At 62.2% G+C, this 19,764-nt stretch carries 16 protein-coding genes; 7 read left to right on the forward strand and 9 right to left on the reverse strand.

All coding sequences use genetic code 11. The annotated features are described in order from the left end of the window. The first annotated feature begins 41 nt into the window (after window positions 1–41). Together KJY40_RS26830 and KJY40_RS26835 are read left to right on the forward strand one after the other, a co-directional pair. Window positions 42–602 carry a hypothetical protein gene (locus KJY40_RS26830; RefSeq protein WP_085747630.1) on the forward strand — a complete coding sequence of 187 codons (561 nt, stop codon included), beginning with the start codon at window positions 42–44 and terminating at the stop codon, window positions 600–602. 15 nt (window positions 603–617) lie between these two features. Continuing rightward, window positions 618–1,052, forward strand: coding sequence for a hypothetical protein (locus KJY40_RS26835; protein ID WP_039772002.1), 435 nt, complete (start codon window positions 618–620; stop codon window positions 1,050–1,052). Between the two features lie 23 nt (window positions 1,053–1,075). Here KJY40_RS26835 and KJY40_RS26840 read toward each other — a convergent pair whose 3' ends face one another. From KJY40_RS26840 to KJY40_RS26865, 6 genes are read right to left on the reverse strand one after another with little or no spacing between them, the layout of a single operon-like run. Continuing rightward, window positions 1,076–1,888 carry a YfaP family protein gene (locus KJY40_RS26840; protein WP_230733758.1) on the reverse strand — a complete coding sequence of 271 codons (813 nt, stop codon included), beginning with the start codon at window positions 1,886–1,888 and terminating at the stop codon, window positions 1,076–1,078. Window positions 1,889–1,891: 3 nt separating this feature from the next. Then, window positions 1,892–3,511: a DUF2300 domain-containing protein gene (locus KJY40_RS26845; protein WP_230733759.1), complete on the reverse strand. Its 1,620-nt coding sequence runs from the start codon at window positions 3,509–3,511 to the stop codon at window positions 1,892–1,894. Between the two features lies 1 nt (window position 3,512). Continuing rightward, window positions 3,513–8,078 carry an alpha-2-macroglobulin family protein gene (locus KJY40_RS26850; protein WP_230733760.1) on the reverse strand — a complete coding sequence of 1,522 codons (4,566 nt, stop codon included), beginning with the start codon at window positions 8,076–8,078 and terminating at the stop codon, window positions 3,513–3,515. Continuing rightward, on the reverse strand, window positions 8,075–8,740 hold the full coding sequence (locus KJY40_RS26855) for a DUF1175 domain-containing protein (RefSeq protein WP_064382202.1): 666 nt from the start codon (window positions 8,738–8,740) through the stop codon (window positions 8,075–8,077). The genes KJY40_RS26850 and KJY40_RS26855 overlap by 4 nt, the downstream gene beginning before the upstream one ends. Then, window positions 8,710–10,422: a DUF2138 domain-containing protein gene (locus KJY40_RS26860; RefSeq protein ID WP_230733761.1), complete on the reverse strand. Its 1,713-nt coding sequence runs from the start codon at window positions 10,420–10,422 to the stop codon at window positions 8,710–8,712. Before KJY40_RS26860 ends, KJY40_RS26855 begins: the two co-directional genes overlap by 31 nt. Before the next feature lie 51 nt (window positions 10,423–10,473). Further along, complete coding sequence (locus KJY40_RS26865; RefSeq protein WP_230733762.1) at window positions 10,474–11,265, reverse strand: YfaP family protein; 792 nt, start codon at window positions 11,263–11,265, stop codon at window positions 10,474–10,476. Window positions 11,266–11,542: 277 nt separating this feature from the next. Here KJY40_RS26865 and KJY40_RS26870 point away from each other — a divergent pair, with 277 nt between their 5' ends. The 5 genes from KJY40_RS26870 to KJY40_RS26890 all read left to right on the forward strand — a co-directional run bounded on the left by KJY40_RS26870 (window position 11,543) and on the right by KJY40_RS26890 (window position 17,920). After that, the gene (locus KJY40_RS26870; protein ID WP_230733763.1) at window positions 11,543–12,688 is read left to right on the forward strand and encodes a Fic family protein; all 1,146 of its coding nucleotides are present in this window, start codon (window positions 11,543–11,545) and stop codon (window positions 12,686–12,688) included. Window positions 12,689–12,767: 79 nt separating this feature from the next. Then, window positions 12,768–13,010, forward strand: coding sequence for an exodeoxyribonuclease VII small subunit (locus KJY40_RS26875; RefSeq protein WP_007894317.1), 243 nt, complete (start codon window positions 12,768–12,770; stop codon window positions 13,008–13,010). Then, window positions 13,007–13,894 (forward strand): (2E,6E)-farnesyl diphosphate synthase, encoded by an 888-nt coding sequence (gene ispA, locus KJY40_RS26880; protein WP_230733764.1) that lies wholly within the window; start codon window positions 13,007–13,009, stop codon window positions 13,892–13,894. The genes KJY40_RS26875 and ispA overlap by 4 nt, the downstream gene beginning before the upstream one ends. A 91-nt stretch (window positions 13,895–13,985) precedes the next feature. Continuing rightward, window positions 13,986–15,884, forward strand: a complete 1,899-nt coding sequence (dxs, locus tag KJY40_RS26885; protein WP_230733765.1) for a 1-deoxy-D-xylulose-5-phosphate synthase — start codon at window positions 13,986–13,988, stop codon at window positions 15,882–15,884. Window positions 15,885–16,036: 152 nt separating this feature from the next. Continuing rightward, the gene (locus tag KJY40_RS26890) at window positions 16,037–17,920 is read left to right on the forward strand and encodes a TonB-dependent receptor domain-containing protein (RefSeq protein ID WP_230733766.1); all 1,884 of its coding nucleotides are present in this window, start codon (window positions 16,037–16,039) and stop codon (window positions 17,918–17,920) included. Here the strand turns inward: KJY40_RS26890 and KJY40_RS26895 are convergent. From KJY40_RS26895 to ribA, 3 genes are read right to left on the reverse strand one after another with little or no spacing between them, the layout of a single operon-like run. Beyond that, a complete protein-coding gene (locus KJY40_RS26895) occupies window positions 17,917–18,717 on the reverse strand; it encodes a cobalamin-binding protein (protein ID WP_230733768.1) in 801 nt (266 codons plus the stop codon). The two genes, KJY40_RS26890 and KJY40_RS26895, sit on opposite strands and share 4 nt — an antisense overlap. After that, complete coding sequence (locus KJY40_RS26900) at window positions 18,717–19,136, reverse strand: MFS transporter (RefSeq protein WP_129972508.1); 420 nt, start codon at window positions 19,134–19,136, stop codon at window positions 18,717–18,719. Before KJY40_RS26900 ends, KJY40_RS26895 begins: the two co-directional genes overlap by 1 nt. Beyond that, the gene (gene ribA, locus KJY40_RS26905; protein ID WP_007955551.1) at window positions 19,133–19,750 is read right to left on the reverse strand and encodes a GTP cyclohydrolase II; all 618 of its coding nucleotides are present in this window, start codon (window positions 19,748–19,750) and stop codon (window positions 19,133–19,135) included. Before ribA ends, KJY40_RS26900 begins: the two co-directional genes overlap by 4 nt. Between the last annotated feature and the right edge of the window lie 14 nt (window positions 19,751–19,764).

Raw genomic sequence — 19,764 nt, forward strand, 5'->3', positions numbered from 1 at the left:
TTTTTGTGCATTGCAAAAGCACCAAGGAATGGAGCAACACCATGTCGTCGTTTTTCAAACTCAATCAATCCCTTGTTCTAGTAACCGCACTTCTGACCGCCACTACTTGCGCGCAGGCAGAAGAACCGAACCCCGTCGGTGACTGGTGGATCATTTACGGCAACGGCATTCCCAACAAGAACATCATGTATGTAGCCGACAGCACCTCAGTGGTGCCGTCGAACCATACCAAGGGTGCGAAATTGGTGGCCGTGACGCTGGTCTATGAAGAGCCCGGCAAACCGATGATCGATGCCTACAACCTCGAAGTGCAGTGCTCGACGAACAAGGTCCGCTTTCTTAATGGGCAATCCATAGATCGCATTGCCTACATGATGCGGCACCTGAAAGTTAACGACCAATGGCAACAACCAAAGGAGTTCTGGGTACAGCGCGCCGCCGAGTTTGTTTGCTCCCCCGCTAAAAAGGACATGATCGCGCTGGGCAAGATGGAGCCCTTGCAGATGATTCAGGGCATGCAACAGATGTTCTTCAAGCTGGCACCGATTCAGGAGAAGGGGCAGATGATGGACAACCTGGATTCGATCCTCGGTAACAAGTAAGCGGCGGAACGCATGATGAATCAATGGACTAAAACGTTACTGGCGGTCCTGCTGACACCCACACTATTGCTGCTGCACGGCTGCCACCTGATTGCTCAGTCTCGATGGGAAGGGCGCGATGTCCAGGAAGCACTCGACCTGTTCGGCAAACCCGACTCGATGAAAAAACAAACCGGTGCCAACGGTGAGAATCTGGCGGTTCTCACCTGGTTCAAATCCTCCAGCTGGACCACTACAGAGGCGGCCGGGACCTCAATGAACCATACCGGTAACGGCATGGTTTACACCGAGTACTACGAGACAGTCGGTCACAGTTCGGATTGCAAACTGGAAGCCACCGTCAACAAAGCCAAGAAGATCGTGCTGTTCAGGATTGAAGACGGGAAGATCATTCACGGGAAGTGCATCAACGTCCCTTTCGTGCCCGGCTATATTCCGCCCGGCTTCTAATGCAACCCTGAGCAGGTTTCTGCTCAGGGATAACTAAACGACTTCACCAACGTCAACTCCCCCACCGCCCGCATCGGCACGATGAAAGTCTCCATCTTCTCGCTAGGCGTCCCCTCCTCGGTAATCACCGTCACCTGCGCGGTAGTCAAAGGCTGCACCGCCTCTTCCCCACCCTCATCATCCCCGCGATACCCACCGCCGAAGTAATTCACATAGACCAGATACTGCCCCTTGATCGGCGCCGGCATGGCGAAGATTTCCGGGCCGTAACCGGTGGTCACGTCGACGTCCAAAGCTGCGCCGTTGGGCGCAACGCGGTCGCCGTACCAGATATGCGCGCCGTCGGGTGTGACCAGGTGCAGGTCGAGGTCGGTGCCATCGCTGTCCCACGCCAGCAAGACCCGCAGTTTCGCCGGAGTAGCGCCGCCGCTGGCGTTGAGGAACTGCGTGCGGTGCCGTTGCTGGCCGTCGGGGCTGCGGACTTCGACGCTGTTGCTGCCATTGGGGAACGAGAACGGGCGATCAAAGCGGCCGCTGTCGTCGATTTTCAGCGGCATGCTGACGCCGTTGACGATCAGCCGGCCGGGTTCTTTGTTTTTCGGGGTGGCTTTGATTTCGCCGCTGATGCGGGCGGTGTTGGCCTGGCCAACCGGGGTGTTCACCGAGGAGGCCGGGTAGTTGACGGTCTGGCGGAAGCTCTCGCCTTCGCCTTCGGGGGCGCCGCTGCGCCAGCCGCCGACCGGGGTGTCGAGTTTGACGCTGTCGGCGGCCATCGCCATTGGCAATGCATTAAGTGCGCAGAGCAACAGCAAGACCTGTGGATAACGGAGTGTCATGGTCTATTCCAGCAAAAGGTGACGGGCGAGCCCTTCGATATAGGTTTCATCCTGGCCATTGGGGTGTGCTTCAAAGGCCAGGTGCAGGTATTCGTGAGTCAGGTCGAGGCGATCCTGCAAGGACAGCACGCCGCGCACGTAGATGCGCTGGCGTTCGCGGTCAACGAAGGGGCGGCCGAAGGCGAGTTTGCAGACGGCGAACGTGCTGACTTCGTTGTAGCCGGTTTCGCTTTCCAGCCTGGGACGCCAGCTGCGACGCTGTTTTTGCAGCCAGTCCTGCGCGGCGGGCAGTGCTTCGCAGGACGCCACCGGGTTGTCCCAGCGACTGAGGCTGGCTCGGGGATAGGCGTGCTGCAGGATCGCGTCGTAGCGCTGGCCGGCATTGGCTTGCTCGACCGCTTGCTGCCAGGCCAGTTTGTCGGGGCCGGGTTGATCGGAGTGATAGGTGACGGTGCTGCCGGCCAACACCAGATCCGCCGTCCAAGCGGCGATGCTGCGAGATTCGGCGGAGGCCGGACGCGGGGCGACGCGCTGGCGGGTACTGCTGTCATCGATGCTCAGGCACTCGCCATTACGCGTGGCGTTTTGCAGCAGATACGTGCGAATCGCCACGGCCAACGCTTTGGCGGCTTCGGCCGGCTCGGGTTTGGCTTCACGCTCCAGCACACGGGCGACGTACTCTTCGCGGTCCAGCCGGGCGACCAGTTTGTCGTTGAGCAGAAACAGTTCGCCGTTGCTGTGGATATCCAGCGAATTGCCGTTGGCGAATTCGACGCGGCAATCGCCCTGCAACGGGCCTGAGCCAGCAACGCGCTCACCCGAGAGAACCCGCGAAACCGGATAACGCGAGAACAGTCCGACCACAACGCATCGCCCCGCCTCCGCCGGCCAGGAAGCAGGCAACACCGTCGCCAACGCCGAACCGTAATGCCGCAGAACCATCTGACTGGTGCCCCGGCCACCGGCCCAGATCGGCGAACCATCCGCTGTCCAGCCAGCGAATCCACCCTGGCGTGATTGCGGGTCCTGATCGCCGAGCCAGCTCCAGGTCTTCACCCGCAAGCGCCCGCCGAGTTCACCGACGACATTGCCGTCCGCCGCGTTCAGCACCACGTCGAGCAGCACACGGCGCATCTGTTCCTGAGCCGGCAGCCAAGATAGGACCTTCAGCAAGTCAGCCACGGAAACCCGAGTAGCCGGTTGCACCGATGGCAAATCCAGCAACCACGACGGCGCCTGTCGCGCCTGCCAATAGGTTCTCCAATCGCCAGCGGTTATGCCCAACCGCGCCGGCTCGAAATACAACCCGCAGGATTTCACCAACGCCTGATCACGCTCGATCTTGCCGCCCGCAGTACAGCAATAAACCTCTTCCTTCGACTGCCCGCGACATTCATATGCCGGCTCGCGAGTGCCGGTATCCACCAGCCACGCGTAAACGAACACCTTCCATAGACTGCCCAGCGGTGTCTCCAGCGACGAAGGCAACGGTTCGCGAGCGGTCAGTTGCGTGGTGTTCAGCGACAGCAATTCGTCCTTGTAGGCCACGCGCAACGGTTCATCCTGCGCCGTTGCCAGCGCAGGAATCACACACATCAGCAGCCAGACCAGCGGCCGGGTCATGTCAGTTGACCGTGACCTGACCGAGGGCGGCCTTCGCTTCCCGGGCCTGATGTTGAGGCGCGTAGACCTGAGTGAAGCGCACCGGCGGCAGGTTGAACTGGCCCTTCTGCGAGAAGCGCACCAGATGGCGCAGACGCAATTCACCGCTCAGCGCATCCACCGGCACCGCGTAGGCCAGTTGGCCCGGTTCGAAACGCGCCTTCTCCAGCGCGGTCGGCTCGGTGCCGTCCTTGCCCTGCAACTTGATGCCCCACGTGGTGCGCTCGACATCGGCGCCCGGCGGCAACGGCACTTCGAGCATGCCGTAGCGCAGTGGTTTCGGTGCTTTGCTGGTGAGGATCACTTCGTCCAGGTACAGGCTGTCGCTGGACAGCGGTTTAGTGCCGACCGGCTCCAGTTTGAAGGTGAAGGCTTCGTCACCCGGCACCAGACGCGACAGGCGACGAGTGATGGTCACCGCCATCGGATCGACCGCCGGCTGCTGGGTCTGGAAACTCAGCGCGGCACGCAACGGACGCTCCTGAGTGCCCGAGACTGACAACATGCTCGGCACCGGCGCAGCACCCTGCCACGTCCAGTACATCTCGCCGGTCGCACCGTAGTTTTTCCTCCAGCCTTCACCCGGTGCCAGCGCGATGGTCGGCGATGCCTGAGCGATGCTGCGTTGTAGCCAGGTCAGCGCCAGCGCACGTTCGAGGGTCGATTGCTGCGGCAACAGGCGTTGCAACAACGCTGTCGCGCGAGCCTGATCGAACGGTTGCAGCGACAGGTTCAGCGCTTCGGCAAACGGCTGCGAGCTGACCGCCAAACGCTGTTGCGCAGCGCCCAGCTGACGGTTGAATGCATCTGGCAAAGCGACTTTCGACTGAGTCGCCAGCGATGCGGTCAAGACCCGCGCCGCCGCCAGACCGAGCGCCGAATCCGGATCGCCCATCACCAGACTGTCTTCGCCATCGTCCATCAGGGTTTCGGCATTGCCTTCCCCGGCCTTGGCCAGATCCTCCATCAAACCGCTGAGCAGCGTGTTGACCGGCAGATGCATCTGTTTGGCGAACGACAGAATCAGCGCCCGTTGCAGCAACGGTGTGTTCGGCGCCTGCTTGGCGTAGACCTCCAGCACCCGCTGCCAGTGCTCCGGCGGCAGGGTCAGATCCAGCACCTGGCTGGCGTTCCAGTCGGCGTAGTAGGCGTAAGCGGTGAGGAACGCATCCGGCTCGCCATCGAAGCCCCACCAGGTGAAGCTCGCCGACGGCCCGGCCATTTGCACCAGACGCAGACGGCTGTTCTGCATGATCAGGCGCAAGCGGTCGCGGATCTGCGGGCTCGACGCCAGCGACGGATAGGCGATGCTCAGCGGCAGCAAACGGCTGGCGGTCTGCTCGACGCCGCCGTACGGATAGCTGAGCAGGTCGTCGAGGGCCGAACGGAACAGCGCTTGCGGGCTGTCATCCAGACGCAGGCGAATGTCGGTGGCGTCTGCGGGCAGGCTCAACGGCGTGTCGCCGCTGGCCACGTCGAGGCTCTGGGTCTGCGTCACTTGCCAGCCTTCGCCTGCGGCGGTCAGGCGCACAGCGAGGGCATCAGCAGTCTTGCCGTCCTGCACCAGTTCAGCGGTCCACTCGCCGGTGGCCAATGCGAACGCCGGCAGCGGCAGGTAGTTGATGCCGTTGTTGAGGGTCACCGGCAGGCGCTGTTCGGCGCCGGCGTAGTGCGTCACCAGCTCGGCCTTGACCGTTTTTTCGGCCTGGCTGAAGGCGAACACGCCGAGTTGCGGCTGATCGTCCTTGCGGAATTTGCTCGGCCCGCTCCACTTCAGGTACAGCGGTTTTTCCGAGCGCACGAACTGCTTCTTCTGCCCGACCTGACCGTCATCGGCAATCGCCCGCGCGGTGATGCGCCAGCGGGTCAGCGAGTCCGGCATCTTGAAGGTGAAGCGGGTCTTGCCGTCGGCGTCGGTCAGCAACTCCGGTTGCCACGCGGCGGTGTCGACGTCTTCGCGACGCGGCCGCTCCAGCACTTTCACCCCGCGTTCGCTGCGGTTGGCCTTGCCCGGTGCACCGGGGCTGCCGGGCAATGCCACGTCGTAGCTGATGAACGACAGGCTGGCGCTGGTGCGCACGTTGTTGCGGCGCGGGTGGTAGAAGAACTGGTCGATGGTCGGCGCGACTTCCGGTTGCAGCGCATAGACCATTTCATCGACCACGCTGACTGTCAGGTGCGCTGGCACAGCCTTGCCGGCGAACTGCGTGGTCAGATCGACCGTCACGGTGTCGCCCGGCTGATACGTCTCTTTGTCAGTCTTGATCGCCACGTCGATCTGAGGTGCGACGACCTTGATCCCGGCGTTCTGGAAGCTGTACTGACCGCCCTTGGTGTACAGCACAGAGAACGTCAGGTTTGGCGCGAAGTTGTCCTTCACCGGGATGCGTGCGCGGTATTGGGTTTCGCTGAGCTTTTCCAGTTTCAGCCAGTCGCCGCCCTTGGCCAGCAGCGCGGTGGCTTCGACCTTGTCGCGCTCCAGCGACAGCAAGGCATCGCTGACCGGCTCCGGGAAAGTGATCAGCGCCAGCGCTTCGTCGCCGGCCTTGTACTCGGGTTTGTCGAGGACGATTTCCACGGTGCCCGGCACTGCCTTGACGCCATCGCCGGTGACCGAATGACCGGTCGCACCGAGCACTCGGCCGTGCTGATCCTTCAGCGACAGGTTGTAGGTGCCCGGACGATCGAAGGCCACGCTGAAGCCTTTGTCTTTCGCCGCCAGTTTGCCTTCGCCGGTGGTCTGGTCTTCCAGACGCACCCAGCTGTAGCTGCTCGGCACAACGGCCTGGGCCTGTTGGCTGCCGCCCTCGTTGGCGTAGCTGAACGCGACCTTGTCGCCCACCGCGCTGAAGCGCTGCGGCGCGGTCAGGCGAAAGCTGGCGGCGCCGCGATCGATGAGGATTTCCTTGGTGGTCTTGACCCGATACGCCGCGCCGTCGCTGGCAAACACGGTGAGCATGTAGCGGCTCGGTTTGTCGGCCGCCGGCAGGTCGAGGGTCGCGTTGCCTTTACTGTCGGTGGTCAGTTCGGTGCTGGTCAGCTCCACCGGGAATTGCCCGAGGTATTGCAGCTCGTTGTCGACCATCGACAGTTGCTGGGCGCGCAGGCTCAGGGTCAGTTTGGCGTTGGCCACCGGTTTGCCGTCCGGGTACAGCAGCACCAGGCTGCCCTTCACCGGCTCGCCCGTGCGGTAATCCTGCTTGGCCAGATTCAGCGAGATTTCGAAGTGCGGCTTGATGTACTCGGCCACCCGGAACGCACTGCTGTAGGCCTGATCCTTGTAGTTGAAACGCAGTTCATAACCACCGGCCACCGCGTTGTCCGGCAACTGGAAACGGCCCTGGGTGCCGGCCTTGGAATCGAGTTTCAGATCCAGACGCTGCAACTCGGTGCCGGTCGCATCCAGCACGCTGACATTGACGTCCGCTGCGCCCGGCAACACTGAATCCCGAGCATTCTTGAATTCACGGCCGACGATTTTCAGCGACACCCAATCGCCCGGACGATACAGCGGCCGGTCGGTGAAGGCGTAGAGTTTGGTGTCGTAGATTTCGCTGTCGTAATAGAAGTTTTCCGAGACGAATACGCCGCCCTCTTCGTCCTCGCCGATCACGAACGAACGCTCCGGGCTGACGTGTTTCAGGCGCAGCAAACCATCGGTATCTGTGGCACCGCTGCTCATCACGCCGAGGCCGTCGGTCCACAGCACATTGACCTTCGGCACCGAGCTGCCTTCGTGTTTGCGCGCGGCCCACACCAGCAATTCATCACCGGCAATCTTGCTCACCGCCACGGTGTTGGAAACGAACACCATGGTGGTTGCGCGGTACTTGCCGATCAGCGCTTCGACCAGATACAGGCCCGGTTTCAGATTGCCCAACGGAATGTAGACGTTACCCGGCGCAACGCTGACGAACTCACTGGAGGAGCCGGCCAGATTTACACCTGCAGGTGGCTGGATCGGTTTGGCCTGCCACAGCGGATAACGGAACTGGCTGACCACCGGCAGGCCCGGAATCAGGGCGAACTGCGGCTGCGCGTCATACGGCGTTGGCGCGGCGATGGCGTTGCCCATCTTCAGTTCCGGCACTTCCTCGGTGACTTGCTGGCGTGACTCGTAGGAGAACGCACGCTGCATCACCCGACGGGATTTGCGGTACCAGTTGTCCCACAGGTACGCGAGGGTGTTCGACAGGCCTTCGCCCTTGAACTGGCCGTCGCTGACCACGCGGTGCAGGTTTTTCTGGCGCTTGAGGAAGTCCAGCGGCTTGTCGATCTTGTACACGCGGATGTCGGCGCCGCCGTAGGGTTCCATGCGGAAACGACGATAGTCGCGGCCCGGCGCTTCGAGACGTACCACCGCCTGTTCGTCGGCGGCGAAACTGCTGTCGGCCAGCAGGAAAAAGCTCTCACCGGAGACCGGCGTGTAGCCGCTCGGCTCCACGGTATCTTCGGCATTCACGGCCGAAAACGGCAGGACTGACAGCAACAGAAAAGGCAGTAAACGCAGCATGCGGGCACCGGTCATTGGGAGAGAAAGTTCAGTCGATAGACGCCGATGAAGTTGGGGTTGGCTGCGTCGGGTATCCATCGGGTGTCCTTCCATGTCATGAGTTGCTGCAGGCTTGCCGAACGCATGCCGTTGTCGGTTGGGGTGGTCGTGCCGGTGTGATAGGCGATGTAGCGGCCCATCCAGATCATCAGGTGCTGGTCGTCGCCCTGATCGAAAAACATCAGATCGCCGGGCCGTGCCTGGGACACGTCGCGGCCGATCAGATGGCTGTTGAACTGAATCAGTTTGATCGCGTTGACGTAAGGTCCGACCTTGCCGCCGCCCTGCTGCCATTGCTGGGCGAGCTTGCGCTGATCGGCGCTCAGGTCCAGCTCCGGCGGCAGGTAGCGGTTGGACACGCCATTGCTGCGCAGCCATTTGTCGTCATGGACTTTCAGCGCTTCGTTGGCGGCAAAACGCACCAGCCCCGCGCAGTCCTGCTGATACCAGCGCGGGCTCGGGCCTTTGCTCAACTGCTCCTGAGCGATGCGCACGAACCAGGCGCGAAACACCTGGGACTGCTGCGGATCGAGGGCCGGCGCCTCAACGGCTCGGGCGCCGGCACTGAGCAACAGCGCAAGCAAGCCGAGGCTGCGAATCAATCCAGTCACAGCGCTTTCCACTCCAGCGGCAGCCATTGCCAGTGACCGTCAGGCTCGCTGCCCTCGGGCAGGGTCAGAGCGTATTTGCCCATGCCGCCGAGGGTGCGCAGTTTCGGGATCAGGTAGGTCTGCGCGGCGTTGTAGAACACCGGCTCCATGTCCTGCGGCAGGCTGTCGAGAGTTTCCTGCTGGATCAGTTGCGCCATCGAATCCGGGCCGAAGTAGATCGGCATCAGCACGTCTTTGGGCAGCACATCGGCCATCGGCGGGAAGCGTTTGTCGAGGGTGCCGAGGGCCTTGTCGACCAGTTTGTCGTCGAGGGAAAACAGCAGCGTCGAACCGTGACGCGCCAGGCTGACTTTCATGAAGGCACGGCCGGTGATCGCGTCCGGGTTCTCGGCATCCTTGGCCGCGTACGGGCCGAAGTTGGAGCTGACCTGACGCTGCCAGAGGTGGCTCTGGCCTTCCTGTTTCTCTACTACCGGGAATGCGTGCTCGTCGACCTTGCCTTCGTAGGCGCCGACCATCGAATCGAACAGCGTGCCGATATCCGCGTCGAGTTTGCCGTTGTCTTCGTCGTTCAGACTGGCCACCAGCAGTGGCGTGTACAGCCGCGAATCGGCGTACCAGCACAGGCCCGCCGCGCCAGCCACGTGCTCGGTGAGTTTCTGCGCCACGGCTTCTTCGGCGCCGAGTTTCACCAGCAACGGTTTCTGCGGTTCAGCCGCCACCGGCAGGGTCACGCAGGCACTGGCGCCCAGCGGCATGGCTTGCCAGACCGGTTTGAAATCGAAGTCCGGCTGGTTCTCCAGCTCGTCCATCGCGAGATAGCTGTGCCAGCCCTTGTCGTCCATGTCGAAACGCAGGCCGGCGAAGTTCGGGATGAAGCGCTGGTAACCCATGGCCAGGACGCTGGAATTGACCGACAGGCGCTGTCTGGTTTCAGGTGTTTTGGCCGTGAGCCCGAATGCTTCGGGGAACAGTTTTTCGCCGTTGAGCAGCGCCGCCAGCGCTTGCGGCGAGACGTGGCCGGACTCCTCGGAAGCACCACTTTCCGGGTCGTAGAATTTGGTCGGGTTGGACAACACCACCAGTTTGTCGCCACGGGAAGCGAACAGCAGGGATTTGCCGGCGTTGTAGGTCAGTTGATACAGCGGCACTTCATCGCCGCCGACTTTCAGGGTGCTGAACACGCTCAACTGCGAATCATCCAGCGCGACTTTCGCCAGCGGCTCCAGCACCTTGGCCAGCCCGCCGCGATCCATCACCAGCAGGAAATCCTTCAGCCGACCATCGGCGCCGCGCCACAACGCCACGTCAGCCGGTTGATCGAAAAGCTGCTCGATCAGGCTGTCCTGCAGCTTCAGGTCATGCTCGTAGATGATCCGCCGCAGACTGCCGATCAGTCCGAGACGGTCGGCGTGGGTTTCGTAATAGAAGACGAAATCCTCGGTGAGCGTGGCCTTGAGGAACGGCACCGTCAGCAGGTCCTTGGGCAACTGGCTCAGGGAGCGGGTTTCCAGCAGCGCATCCGGGCGGCTCAAACCAAGTTTGTCACTGGCGAGTTCCGCCGGCGGCGCCTTGGGTTTGTGCATCAGCCAGCCGAGCCCGCCCGCCACGCCGGCCACCAGGCACAGCCCGACCGCCAGCAATGGCCAGCGCCGGGAAGGTTTGGCGGCGGGCGCGTCGGTAGCCGGGGTCGCAGTGTTATCGCTCATCTTCTCGCTCATGTTCCCAAAGCTCGGCAGTTCATCCGTGGTGCGGGATGCTTAATAGTTGAAAGTCTTGACCAGCAGCAGATCACCGATGGCCCGCAGGGGCACGATGAACGTTTCGCGTTTTTCGTCGACGGTGTTTTCGTTGAGCATCAGCGTGATCTGCGAGGTAATGACCTCGTTCTGGTTGCTGGTCTCCTCGAAGTTATAGCCGCCGTTACCGAAGTTGCCCCAATAGTTGACGTAAACCAGATAGGTGCCATGCAGCGGCGCGGTCATGGTGAACATTTCCGGGCCCGGGCCGTCGACGCCGTCCGGATCAAGGCCACCGCCGTTGCTCATCGCCGGACGCGCCCAGAAAGCATGCTGGCCGTCAGGCGTAATGACGTGCAGGTCGAGTTCGGCTTTAGGGTCGTCCCAACCGAGCACCACGCGGATCCGCGCCGGCGTGCGCAGGTTGTTGGCTTCGTAGAATTGAACGCGCTTGAGCGACTGGCCGTCGGCGCTGATCACTTCGACGCTGTTGGAACCGGCGCCAAACGCATACGGCCGGGCGAAACGGCCCTGGTCGTCGGTGTACAGATTCAGTGGATTGCCATTCACTGCCAGGCTGTGCGGCGGACGCAGATGCCCGATCGCCTTGAGCTGGCCCTCGATCATCGTGCGATTGCGCTGGATGCCGCGATCGATCGGCGGCGTGGGATAGGCGACTTGCGGGTTTTCCGTGCGATCGAGCAGCCCGTGATAGCGCCAGCCGCCCACCGGCTCCGACAGCTCCGCGCTCGGCGCCGCCAGCAGCGCGGGCACGCAGGCCAACCCGATCAGCAGCAAAAGAAGTGAACGCATGTGATGCCTCCTGCCATGCCTGAACGAAACCTTGCACCCGATCCTCGGTACTTCACAGCGGTGAAAACTGCGTTTCGTCTGAAAGACCCATGACTGTCGGGTCGTAGAAGGCGCGAAGGTTAGCGATTCGGCAGTTTTTTAACAATCGGATACATCTTGAAATGCGGTGGGAATCACGCACCCGGGTAGACGATGAGCCGAATAGGCGCCATATTCGGCTCACAAAATGAGCCGAATAGCGTTTCTATTCGGCTCACGCACTCAGGATCAGCAATTAATGGCGACTCACTGGATCTGGCAGCAGCCTGATTGGCCCGACTTCAACTGGCAGGCGGAATGCCTGGCACCGTTGTTGCGCGAGTGTGTTCAGGCACAAGGTCAATTGATGGGCATGGCGGGATCGGTGAGCCATTCACTGAGCGCGCAGACAGAGCTGGACGCTTTGCTGCAAAACATCGTGACCTCCTCGGCCATCGAGGGTGAGCAGTTGAATGTCGGATCCGTGCGATCTTCATTGGCTCGACGTCTGGGGCTGGAATCACCGGATGGCGACAAAGTCAGCAAGCGCAGCGAGGGGCTCGCGCAACTGATGCTCGATGCGACTCAACGCTTCGCCGAACCGCTGACGCTGGAACGATTGCTGGAATGGCACTCATGGCTGTTTCCAGAACAGGAGAGTGGTTTCCTTTCGCGAGCAATCAACGTCGGCGCTCTACGCGGCGATGAGCCAATGCAGGTGGTTTCCGGGCGAATCGACCGCCCGACCGTGCACTTCGAGGCGCCACCGCGACAAGGCCTCGAGCAACAACTCGACAGTTTTCTCAAATGGTTCGACGCCAGTCAGCATCAGGCAGGCCTCGATCCTTTACTGCGAGCCGGTATCGCACATTTCTGGTTCGTCACCTTGCACCCGTTCGACGACGGCAACGGGCGCCTGACTCGTACCCTCACCGATCTGGCACTGGCTCAGGGCGAAGCGCAGGCGATTCGTTTTTATGCGATGTCCGCCAGCATTCTCGACGACCGTGCGGGCTATTACCGGATTCTCGAATCCAGCCAGAAAGCCACGCTGGACATCACCGACTGGCTCGCATGGTTCCTGCAAACCCTGCTGCGCAGCCTGCAACAGGCCATCGCGCGGATTGAAGGCGTGCTGGGCAAGTCACGTTTCTGGCAAATGCACCGAGAGTCCGAGCTGTCAGTGGAGCAGATCAAAGTGCTCAACCGCCTGCTCGACGGTGGTGAACGCGGTTTCGAGCACGGTATCAGTGCGGCGCAGTATCAGGCCGTGGCGAAAGTCTCCAAGGCGACGGCGACCCGACATCTGGCGGAGCTGCTGGAAAAGGGTTGTCTCGAACGCCTGCCCGGCGGTGGGCGCAGCACGCGCTATCAGATCAGTTTTCCAGGCAAATCCGCAGGGTGATGCAACCCCCGCTCATTTGCCCATACCCCCCCTATCTGCTAGTGTCGCGCCGGTTTAACGTCAACCGGAATTAGCCGCCATGGCCCGCAAAAAAGCTGCACTGGATTTCGAACAGTCCCTCGCCGACCTGCAAACGCTGGTGGAGCGTCTGGAGAACGGTGAATTGTCGCTGGAAGACTCGCTGACCGCTTTCGAACAAGGCATCGGCCTGACCCGTGACTGCCAGGCGGCGCTGGCCCAGGCCGAGCAGAAGGTCCAGGTGTTGCTGGAGCGCGATGGCGAACTCGCCGAGGAACCCTTCGACGCGGATCAGCCAGAATGATTGCAGCGTATTCGGCTACCAGCCAGGCCCGCGTTAACGCGGCACTGGAAACCCTGTTCAACGCCCCGCTACCAGAACTGGCGCGCCTCTATGAAGCCATGCGCTACAGCGTAATGAACGGCGGCAAACGCGTGCGTCCGCTGCTGGCCTACGCGGCATGCGAAGCCCTTGGCGGCAGGGCCGAACAGGCCAACGGCGCGGCGTGTGCGGTTGAGCTGATCCACGCGTATTCACTGGTGCACGACGATTTGCCGGCGATGGACGACGACGATCTGCGTCGCGGCCAGCCGACTACTCACAAGAAATTCGACGAAGCTTGCGCGATCCTCGCCGGCGACGGCTTGCAGAGTCTGGCGTTCAGCGCCCTGCTCGACCCGCGTCTGAGCGACCTGAGCGCGGACATCCGTCTGCAACAGGTCACTGCGCTGGCGCACGCGGCGGGCCCGGCCGGCATGGTCGGCGGTCAGGCCATCGACCTCGGTTCGGTCGGCCTCAAGCTTGATCAGAAAGCCCTGGAACAGATGCACCGGCACAAGACCGGCGCGCTGATCGAAGTCAGCGTCAAGCTCGGCGCACTGGCCAGCGGCCGTGCCGAGAAGGATGAACTCAAGTCCCTGCAGACTTATGCACAGGCCATCGGCCTGGCGTTCCAGGTCCAGGACGACATCCTCGACGTCGAAAGCGATACCGAAACCCTCGGCAAGCGCCAGGGTGCCGACATCGCCCGCGACAAGCCGACCTACCCGGCCCTGCTCGGCCTCGACGCCGCCAAGGCCTACGCACTGGAACTGCGCGACCAGGCCCTGCACGCGCTGCGACCGTTTGACGCGGCTGCCGAGCCGTTGCGCGATCTGGCCCGGTATATCGTCGATCGGCGTAACTGAAGGCTAATCAGCCAAAAAAGACCAACGCGTGGGCAGGGGGCGATGCATCAGGTAAACTGCCGCATCTTTTATACCTATAACGATTCGCCTGATGCCCACGACGTTTCATGAGATTCCCCGCAAGCGCCCGACCACGCCCCTGCTCGACCGCGCTAACACGCCGGACGGCCTGCGCCGGTTAGGCGAAGCCGAGCTGGAAACCCTGGCTGATGAGTTGCGCCTGGAATTGCTCTACACGGTCGGCCAGACCGGTGGGCATTTCGGTGCCGGCCTGGGCGTCATCGAGCTGACCATCGCGTTGCATTACGTCTTCGACACCCCGGACGACCGGCTGGTGTGGGACGTCGGTCATCAGGCCTATCCGCACAAGATCCTCACCGGTCGTCGCGAGCGCATGGAAACCCTGCGCCAGAAGGACGGCATCGCGGCTTTCCCGCGCCGTTCCGAGAGCGAGTACGACACGTTCGGCGTCGGCCACTCCAGCACCTCGATCAGTGCCGCGCTGGGCATGGCCATCGCCGCCCGCCTGCAGAACAGCGATCGCAAGGCGATTGCCGTGATCGGCGACGGCGCATTGACCGCCGGTATGGCGTTCGAAGCGCTGAACCACGCGCCGGAAGTCGACGCCAACATGCTGGTGATCCTCAACGACAACGACATGTCGATCTCGCGCAACGTCGGCGGTCTGTCGAACTATCTGGCGAAGATCCTTTCCAGCCGCACTTACGCGAGCATGCGTGAAGGCAGCAAGAAAGTGCTGTCGCGCCTGCCCGGCGCCTGGGAAATCGCCCGTCGTACCGAAGAATACGCCAAAGGCATGCTGGTTCCCGGCACCCTGTTCGAAGAACTGGGCTGGAACTACATCGGCCCGATCGACGGCCACGACCTGCCGACCCTGATCGCCACCTTGCGCAACATGCGCGATCTGAAAGGCCCGCAATTCCTGCACATCGTCACCAAGAAAGGCAAAGGCTTCGCCCCGGCGGAAGTCGACCCGATCGGTTACCACGCCATCACCAAACTCGAACCGCTGGACGCTCCGGCCGCAGCGCCGAAGAAGGCCGGCGGGCCGAAGTACTCCGGCGTGTTCGGTGAATGGCTGTGCGACATGGCCGCTGCCGACCCGCGCCTGGTGGGCATCACCCCGGCGATGAAGGAAGGCTCGGACCTGGTGGCGTTCAGCGAACGCTTCCCGCTGCGCTACTTCGACGTGGCGATTGCCGAGCAACACGCCGTGACTCTCGCGGCCGGCATGGCCTGCGAAGGCGCGAAACCGGTGGTGGCGATCTATTCGACGTTCCTGCAACGCGGTTACGACCAGTTGGTGCATGACGTTGCGGTGCAGAACCTCGACGTGCTGTTCGCCATCGACCGCGCCGGTCTGGTGGGCGAAGACGGCCCGACCCACGCCGGCAGCTTCGACCTTTCGTTCCTGCGTTGCATCCCGGGCATGGTCATCATGACCCCGAGCGATGAAAACGAACTGCGCAAGATGCTCACCACCGGCCACCTGTACAACGGCCCGGCGGCGGTGCGTTATCCACGCGGCACCGGCCCGAACGCGACCATCGAGAAAGACCTCGAACCGATCGAAATCGGCAAGGGTGTGGTTCGTCGTCAGGGCAGCAAGGTCGCCCTGCTGGTGTTCGGCGTGCAAATGGCCGAAGCCCTGAAAGTCGCCGAGACGCTGGACGCGACCGTGGTCGACATGCGCTTCGTCAAACCGATGGACGAAGCGCTGGTGCGCGAGATCGCCAACAACCACGACCTGCTGGTGACCATCGAAGAAAACGCGATCATGGGCGGTGCCGGTGGCGCGGTCAGCGAGTTCCTCGCCCGCGAGAACATCCTCAAGTCGGTACTGCACCTGGGCTTGCCGGACGTTTATGTCGAGCACGCGAAACCGGCGCAGATGCTGGCCGAGTGCGGGCTGGATGAAGTGGGGATCGAAGCGGCGGTGCGTGAGCGCCTGGAACTGCTTAACCGCTAACTCGCTGGATACACGCAAAACCCCATGTGGGAGCGGGCTTGCTCGCGAAAGCGTCGGATCAGTCGATGATGAGTTGACTGACACTCCGCCTTCGCGAGCAAGCCCGCTCCCACATTTGATTTGTGCACACCAGAAATACCAACGGAATACCGATGAACCTCTCGCGCCTCGCCCTGCCCCTCCTGCTGCTGCCCACAACCAACGCCCTCGCTGACACCTTCGAACGCGATCAGGCCCTGAAGCTGCCGGACATGCTGATCAGCGCCAACCGCCAGGTCGAAGCACGCAACGACAGCAGCGCCGCCAACACCGTGTTCACCCGCGAAGACATCGAACGCCTGCAACCGCGCAGCGTCACCGATCTGCTGCAACGGGTACCGGGCGTGCAAGTCGCGCAAACCGGCGGACGCGGGAGTCTTCCGGGTATTTACATCCGTGGCACGCAATCGGCGCAGAGCCTGGTGCTGGTCGACGGCCAGCGCATCGGCAACTCGACGTCCGGCGACAGCAACCTGCAACACCTGAACATCGAGCAGATCGAGCGCGTGGAAGTGCTGCGCGGTTCTCGTTCGGTGATTTACGGCAGCGATGCGATTGGTGGGGTGATTCAGATCTTCACTCGGCGCGGTGGCGAACAAGGCTTGCAGCCGCGGATGCATGTGGGCTTCGGCAGCAACCAGACCTGGGAACGCAGTGTCGGTCTGTCCGGAGGCGATGAAAAAACCCGTTTCAACCTCGGCGCCAGCCTCGATGAAACCGCCGGCCTCGACCGTACCCACGAGTCCTATCCCAGCGACAGCGATCACGATGCCTACCGCAATAAATCCCTCAGCCTGAGCCTCAGCCATGCGTTGACCGATGACATCGAAGTTGGCGCCAATCTGCTGGATAACCGGGGCAAAAGCGAGTTCGACAACCCGTTCGGGCGCTTCGACCCGGTGACCTTCGACTCCCTCCAGCAGCAGCCTTACAGCGATTTCACCGTCAGCAGTTTCAGCAGCTACATCGACGCGCGGATCAACGAGCGCTGGAAATCGCGCCTGGAACTCGGCCACAGCGAAAACCGCGAGAAGTCCTTCGACAAGCTCAGCGACGAACGCTCGGTGTTCAACACCTACCGTGATTCGGTGACCTGGCAGAACGACCTGACCCTCGATGCGCGCAACAGCCTGATCCTTGGCGGTGACTGGTACGAAGACCGGATCAACAGCAGCACCGCGTTCGACGAAGACAGCCGCTGGAACCGCGCAGCCTTCATCCAGCATCGCTTCCAGGCCGACAGTTTCTCCACCGAACTGGGCCTGCGCCGCGATGACAACCAGCAGTTCGGCGGCCAGAACAGCTGGAGCGGCACGCTGACGTTGCCGGTCAACCCGGACAACGATCTGCTGCTCAGCTACAGCGAAGGCTTCCGCGCACCGACATTCAACGATCTGTATTACCCGGACTTCAGCAACCCCGACCTGAAACCGGAAACCTCGAAAAGCTACGAGCTGCAATGGCGCAGCCAGTTGAGCGACAGCAGCCGTCTCGAAGCCTCGCTGTACCGGACCGATCTGGAAGACGCGATCATCTTCGGCAGCAACTCACGCCCGGAAAACGTCGCCTCGGCACGGATCAACGGCTTCGAAGCAGCGTTGAAACAGGAGCTGTTCGGCTGGCAGAGCAACCTCGGCGTGGCGATCATCGATCCCCGCGACCGCGACACCGGCCACACCTTGGCACGTCGTGCCCGTCGCACCTTGAGCTGGGATCTGGACCGGCAATTTGATCGCCTTGGCCTCGGCGCCAGCTGGCAGGCCGTCAGCAGCAGTTATGACGACCTGAACAATCAACAACCATTGGGTGGTTATGCGCTGCTCGGACTGCGCAGCAGCTGGGCGCTGAACCGCGAGATCAAGCTGGATTTCAAGGTCGATAACCTGCTGGACAAGGGTTACAGCCGGGCGCTGTACAGCCATGACGGCAGTCAGTATGGCTATCGCGAGGAAGGTCGGGCGTTCATGTTCGGCGTGACCTGGACGCCGCAGCTCTAACGATCTGGCGCGATCAACCGGCAGAGCTTGGCGGTCGCCTCGATCATCTGCCCGCTGGGGCGCTCAAGGCCTTTATCGGTGACCAGCAGCAATTGCCCGTGTTTGACCGCTGCCACCTGCGGCCAGGCGTTCCACGCGTCCAGTTGCGGCTGATCACCGGCCAGAATCACCTCGGGATCACGCTGTAAAACCGCTTCGATGCTCACCTGCGGCGCTGGCAGTCTCAAGTCGGCGAACACATTGCGCGCCCCGCACACTTCAAGCGCATCGCTGATGATCTGCCCGCCACCGACGGTGTACAGCGGCTTGTCCCAGACCTGATAAAACACCCGCAGCGGCACTTCCCGCCGGTAGCGCTGACGCAGCTCATCGAGGTTTTGCCGCAACTCGCTGGCCCGCGCGCCCCCACGCTCAGGACGACCAAGCTGTGTCGCGATGGCCTCAATCTGCGCGGTCAGCTGTTCGAGACTGTGGGGCTCGGCAACAAAAGTCGGGATATTCAGTCGTTTGAGCTGGTCGCGCTGCGCCGGGCCGACACTGCCCGGCCACAACAGCAACAAGTCAGGCTTGAGGCTGAGCAACCGCTCCATGTCGAGCTGGCCGTAACGCCCCACCGAAGGCACGTCCTTGATCGCGGATGGGCGCTCACCGGCATCCAGCACGCCGACCAGCAGATCGGCCGAATCCAGTTCAACCACGATTTCGGACAGGGATGGCGCGAGGCTGACCACCCGCAGGGCGGCCACCGTTTCACCGCTGACGGCCAGCAGCAGAACCGCCAGCCAGAGACGACGCATCAAGCGAGTTGACGCGGGATACGGTAGAGGTAGAACAGCACCGCCGTGGACAGCGCCAGCAACATCAGCGGCACCGCTTCAAGGCCGACGAACACCGCCAGCGCACCAATCCATGCCGGCAATGCCGCGACCACGTATGCACTGCGAAGGCATGCCGCCAGGGCGATCCAGGCAGCGGGTTCTTCAGGGGTGTCGAGGGCTTTTTGCGTGGCGATCAGCGCATGTTTGTAGCGCCCGAAAAACTTCAGGCTGACAAACATCGAGGCCACGCCAGCGATAAAGAAAGGCATCGCCAGCACCGGCAGAATTGCCTCGCCCTGACCGAATACAGCGTTGATCACGAACAGCGGCACCAGTGCCAGCGCCAGGTATTTCCACCAGGCGATCGACAGACGGCGCCGCACTTGCCCGCGGGTCACGCCCGGTCTACCTCACCCTGATGCTCGTTGCCCATCATGTGGTCGAGCTTGCTGGCCTTGGTCGCCAGATAGAGTTTGTTGTGCGGGTTGTGGCCGGTGTGCAGCGGCACGCGCTCGGCGACGACGATGCCCATGTCGGTCAAGGCTTTGACCTTGCGCGGGTTGTTGGTCATCAGGCGCAGGGATTTGACGCCCAGATGCTCGAGCATCGGCAGGCACATGGCGTAGTCACGCTGGTCGGCGGCAAAGCCCAGACGCTCGTTGGCTTCAACGGTGTCGGCGCCGCCGTCCTGCAATTCGTAGGCACGAATCTTGTTCAAAAGACCGATCCCGCGCCCTTCCTGACGCAGGTACAGCAACACGCCACGGCCTTCACGAGCGATGGCCTTGAGGGCGCCCTCAAGTTGCGAACCGCAGTCGCAACGCTGGCTGAACAAGGCATCGCCGGTCAGGCATTCGGAGTGCAGACGGCCGAGTACCGGGGCACCGTCGGCAATCTCACCCAGGCTCAGCACGACGTGCTCGCGGCCGGTGGCTTCATCGAGAAAACCGTGCATGGTGAATTGCGCAAAAGGCGTTGGCAGCTTGGAAGCGGCGACAAAAACGACAGGCACCGGTGTGCTCCTGA

Origin of the sequence: Pseudomonas fitomaticsae, from assembly GCF_021018765.1 — a bacterium.
Classification (GTDB): Bacteria; Pseudomonadota; Gammaproteobacteria; order Pseudomonadales; family Pseudomonadaceae; genus Aquipseudomonas; species Aquipseudomonas fitomaticsae.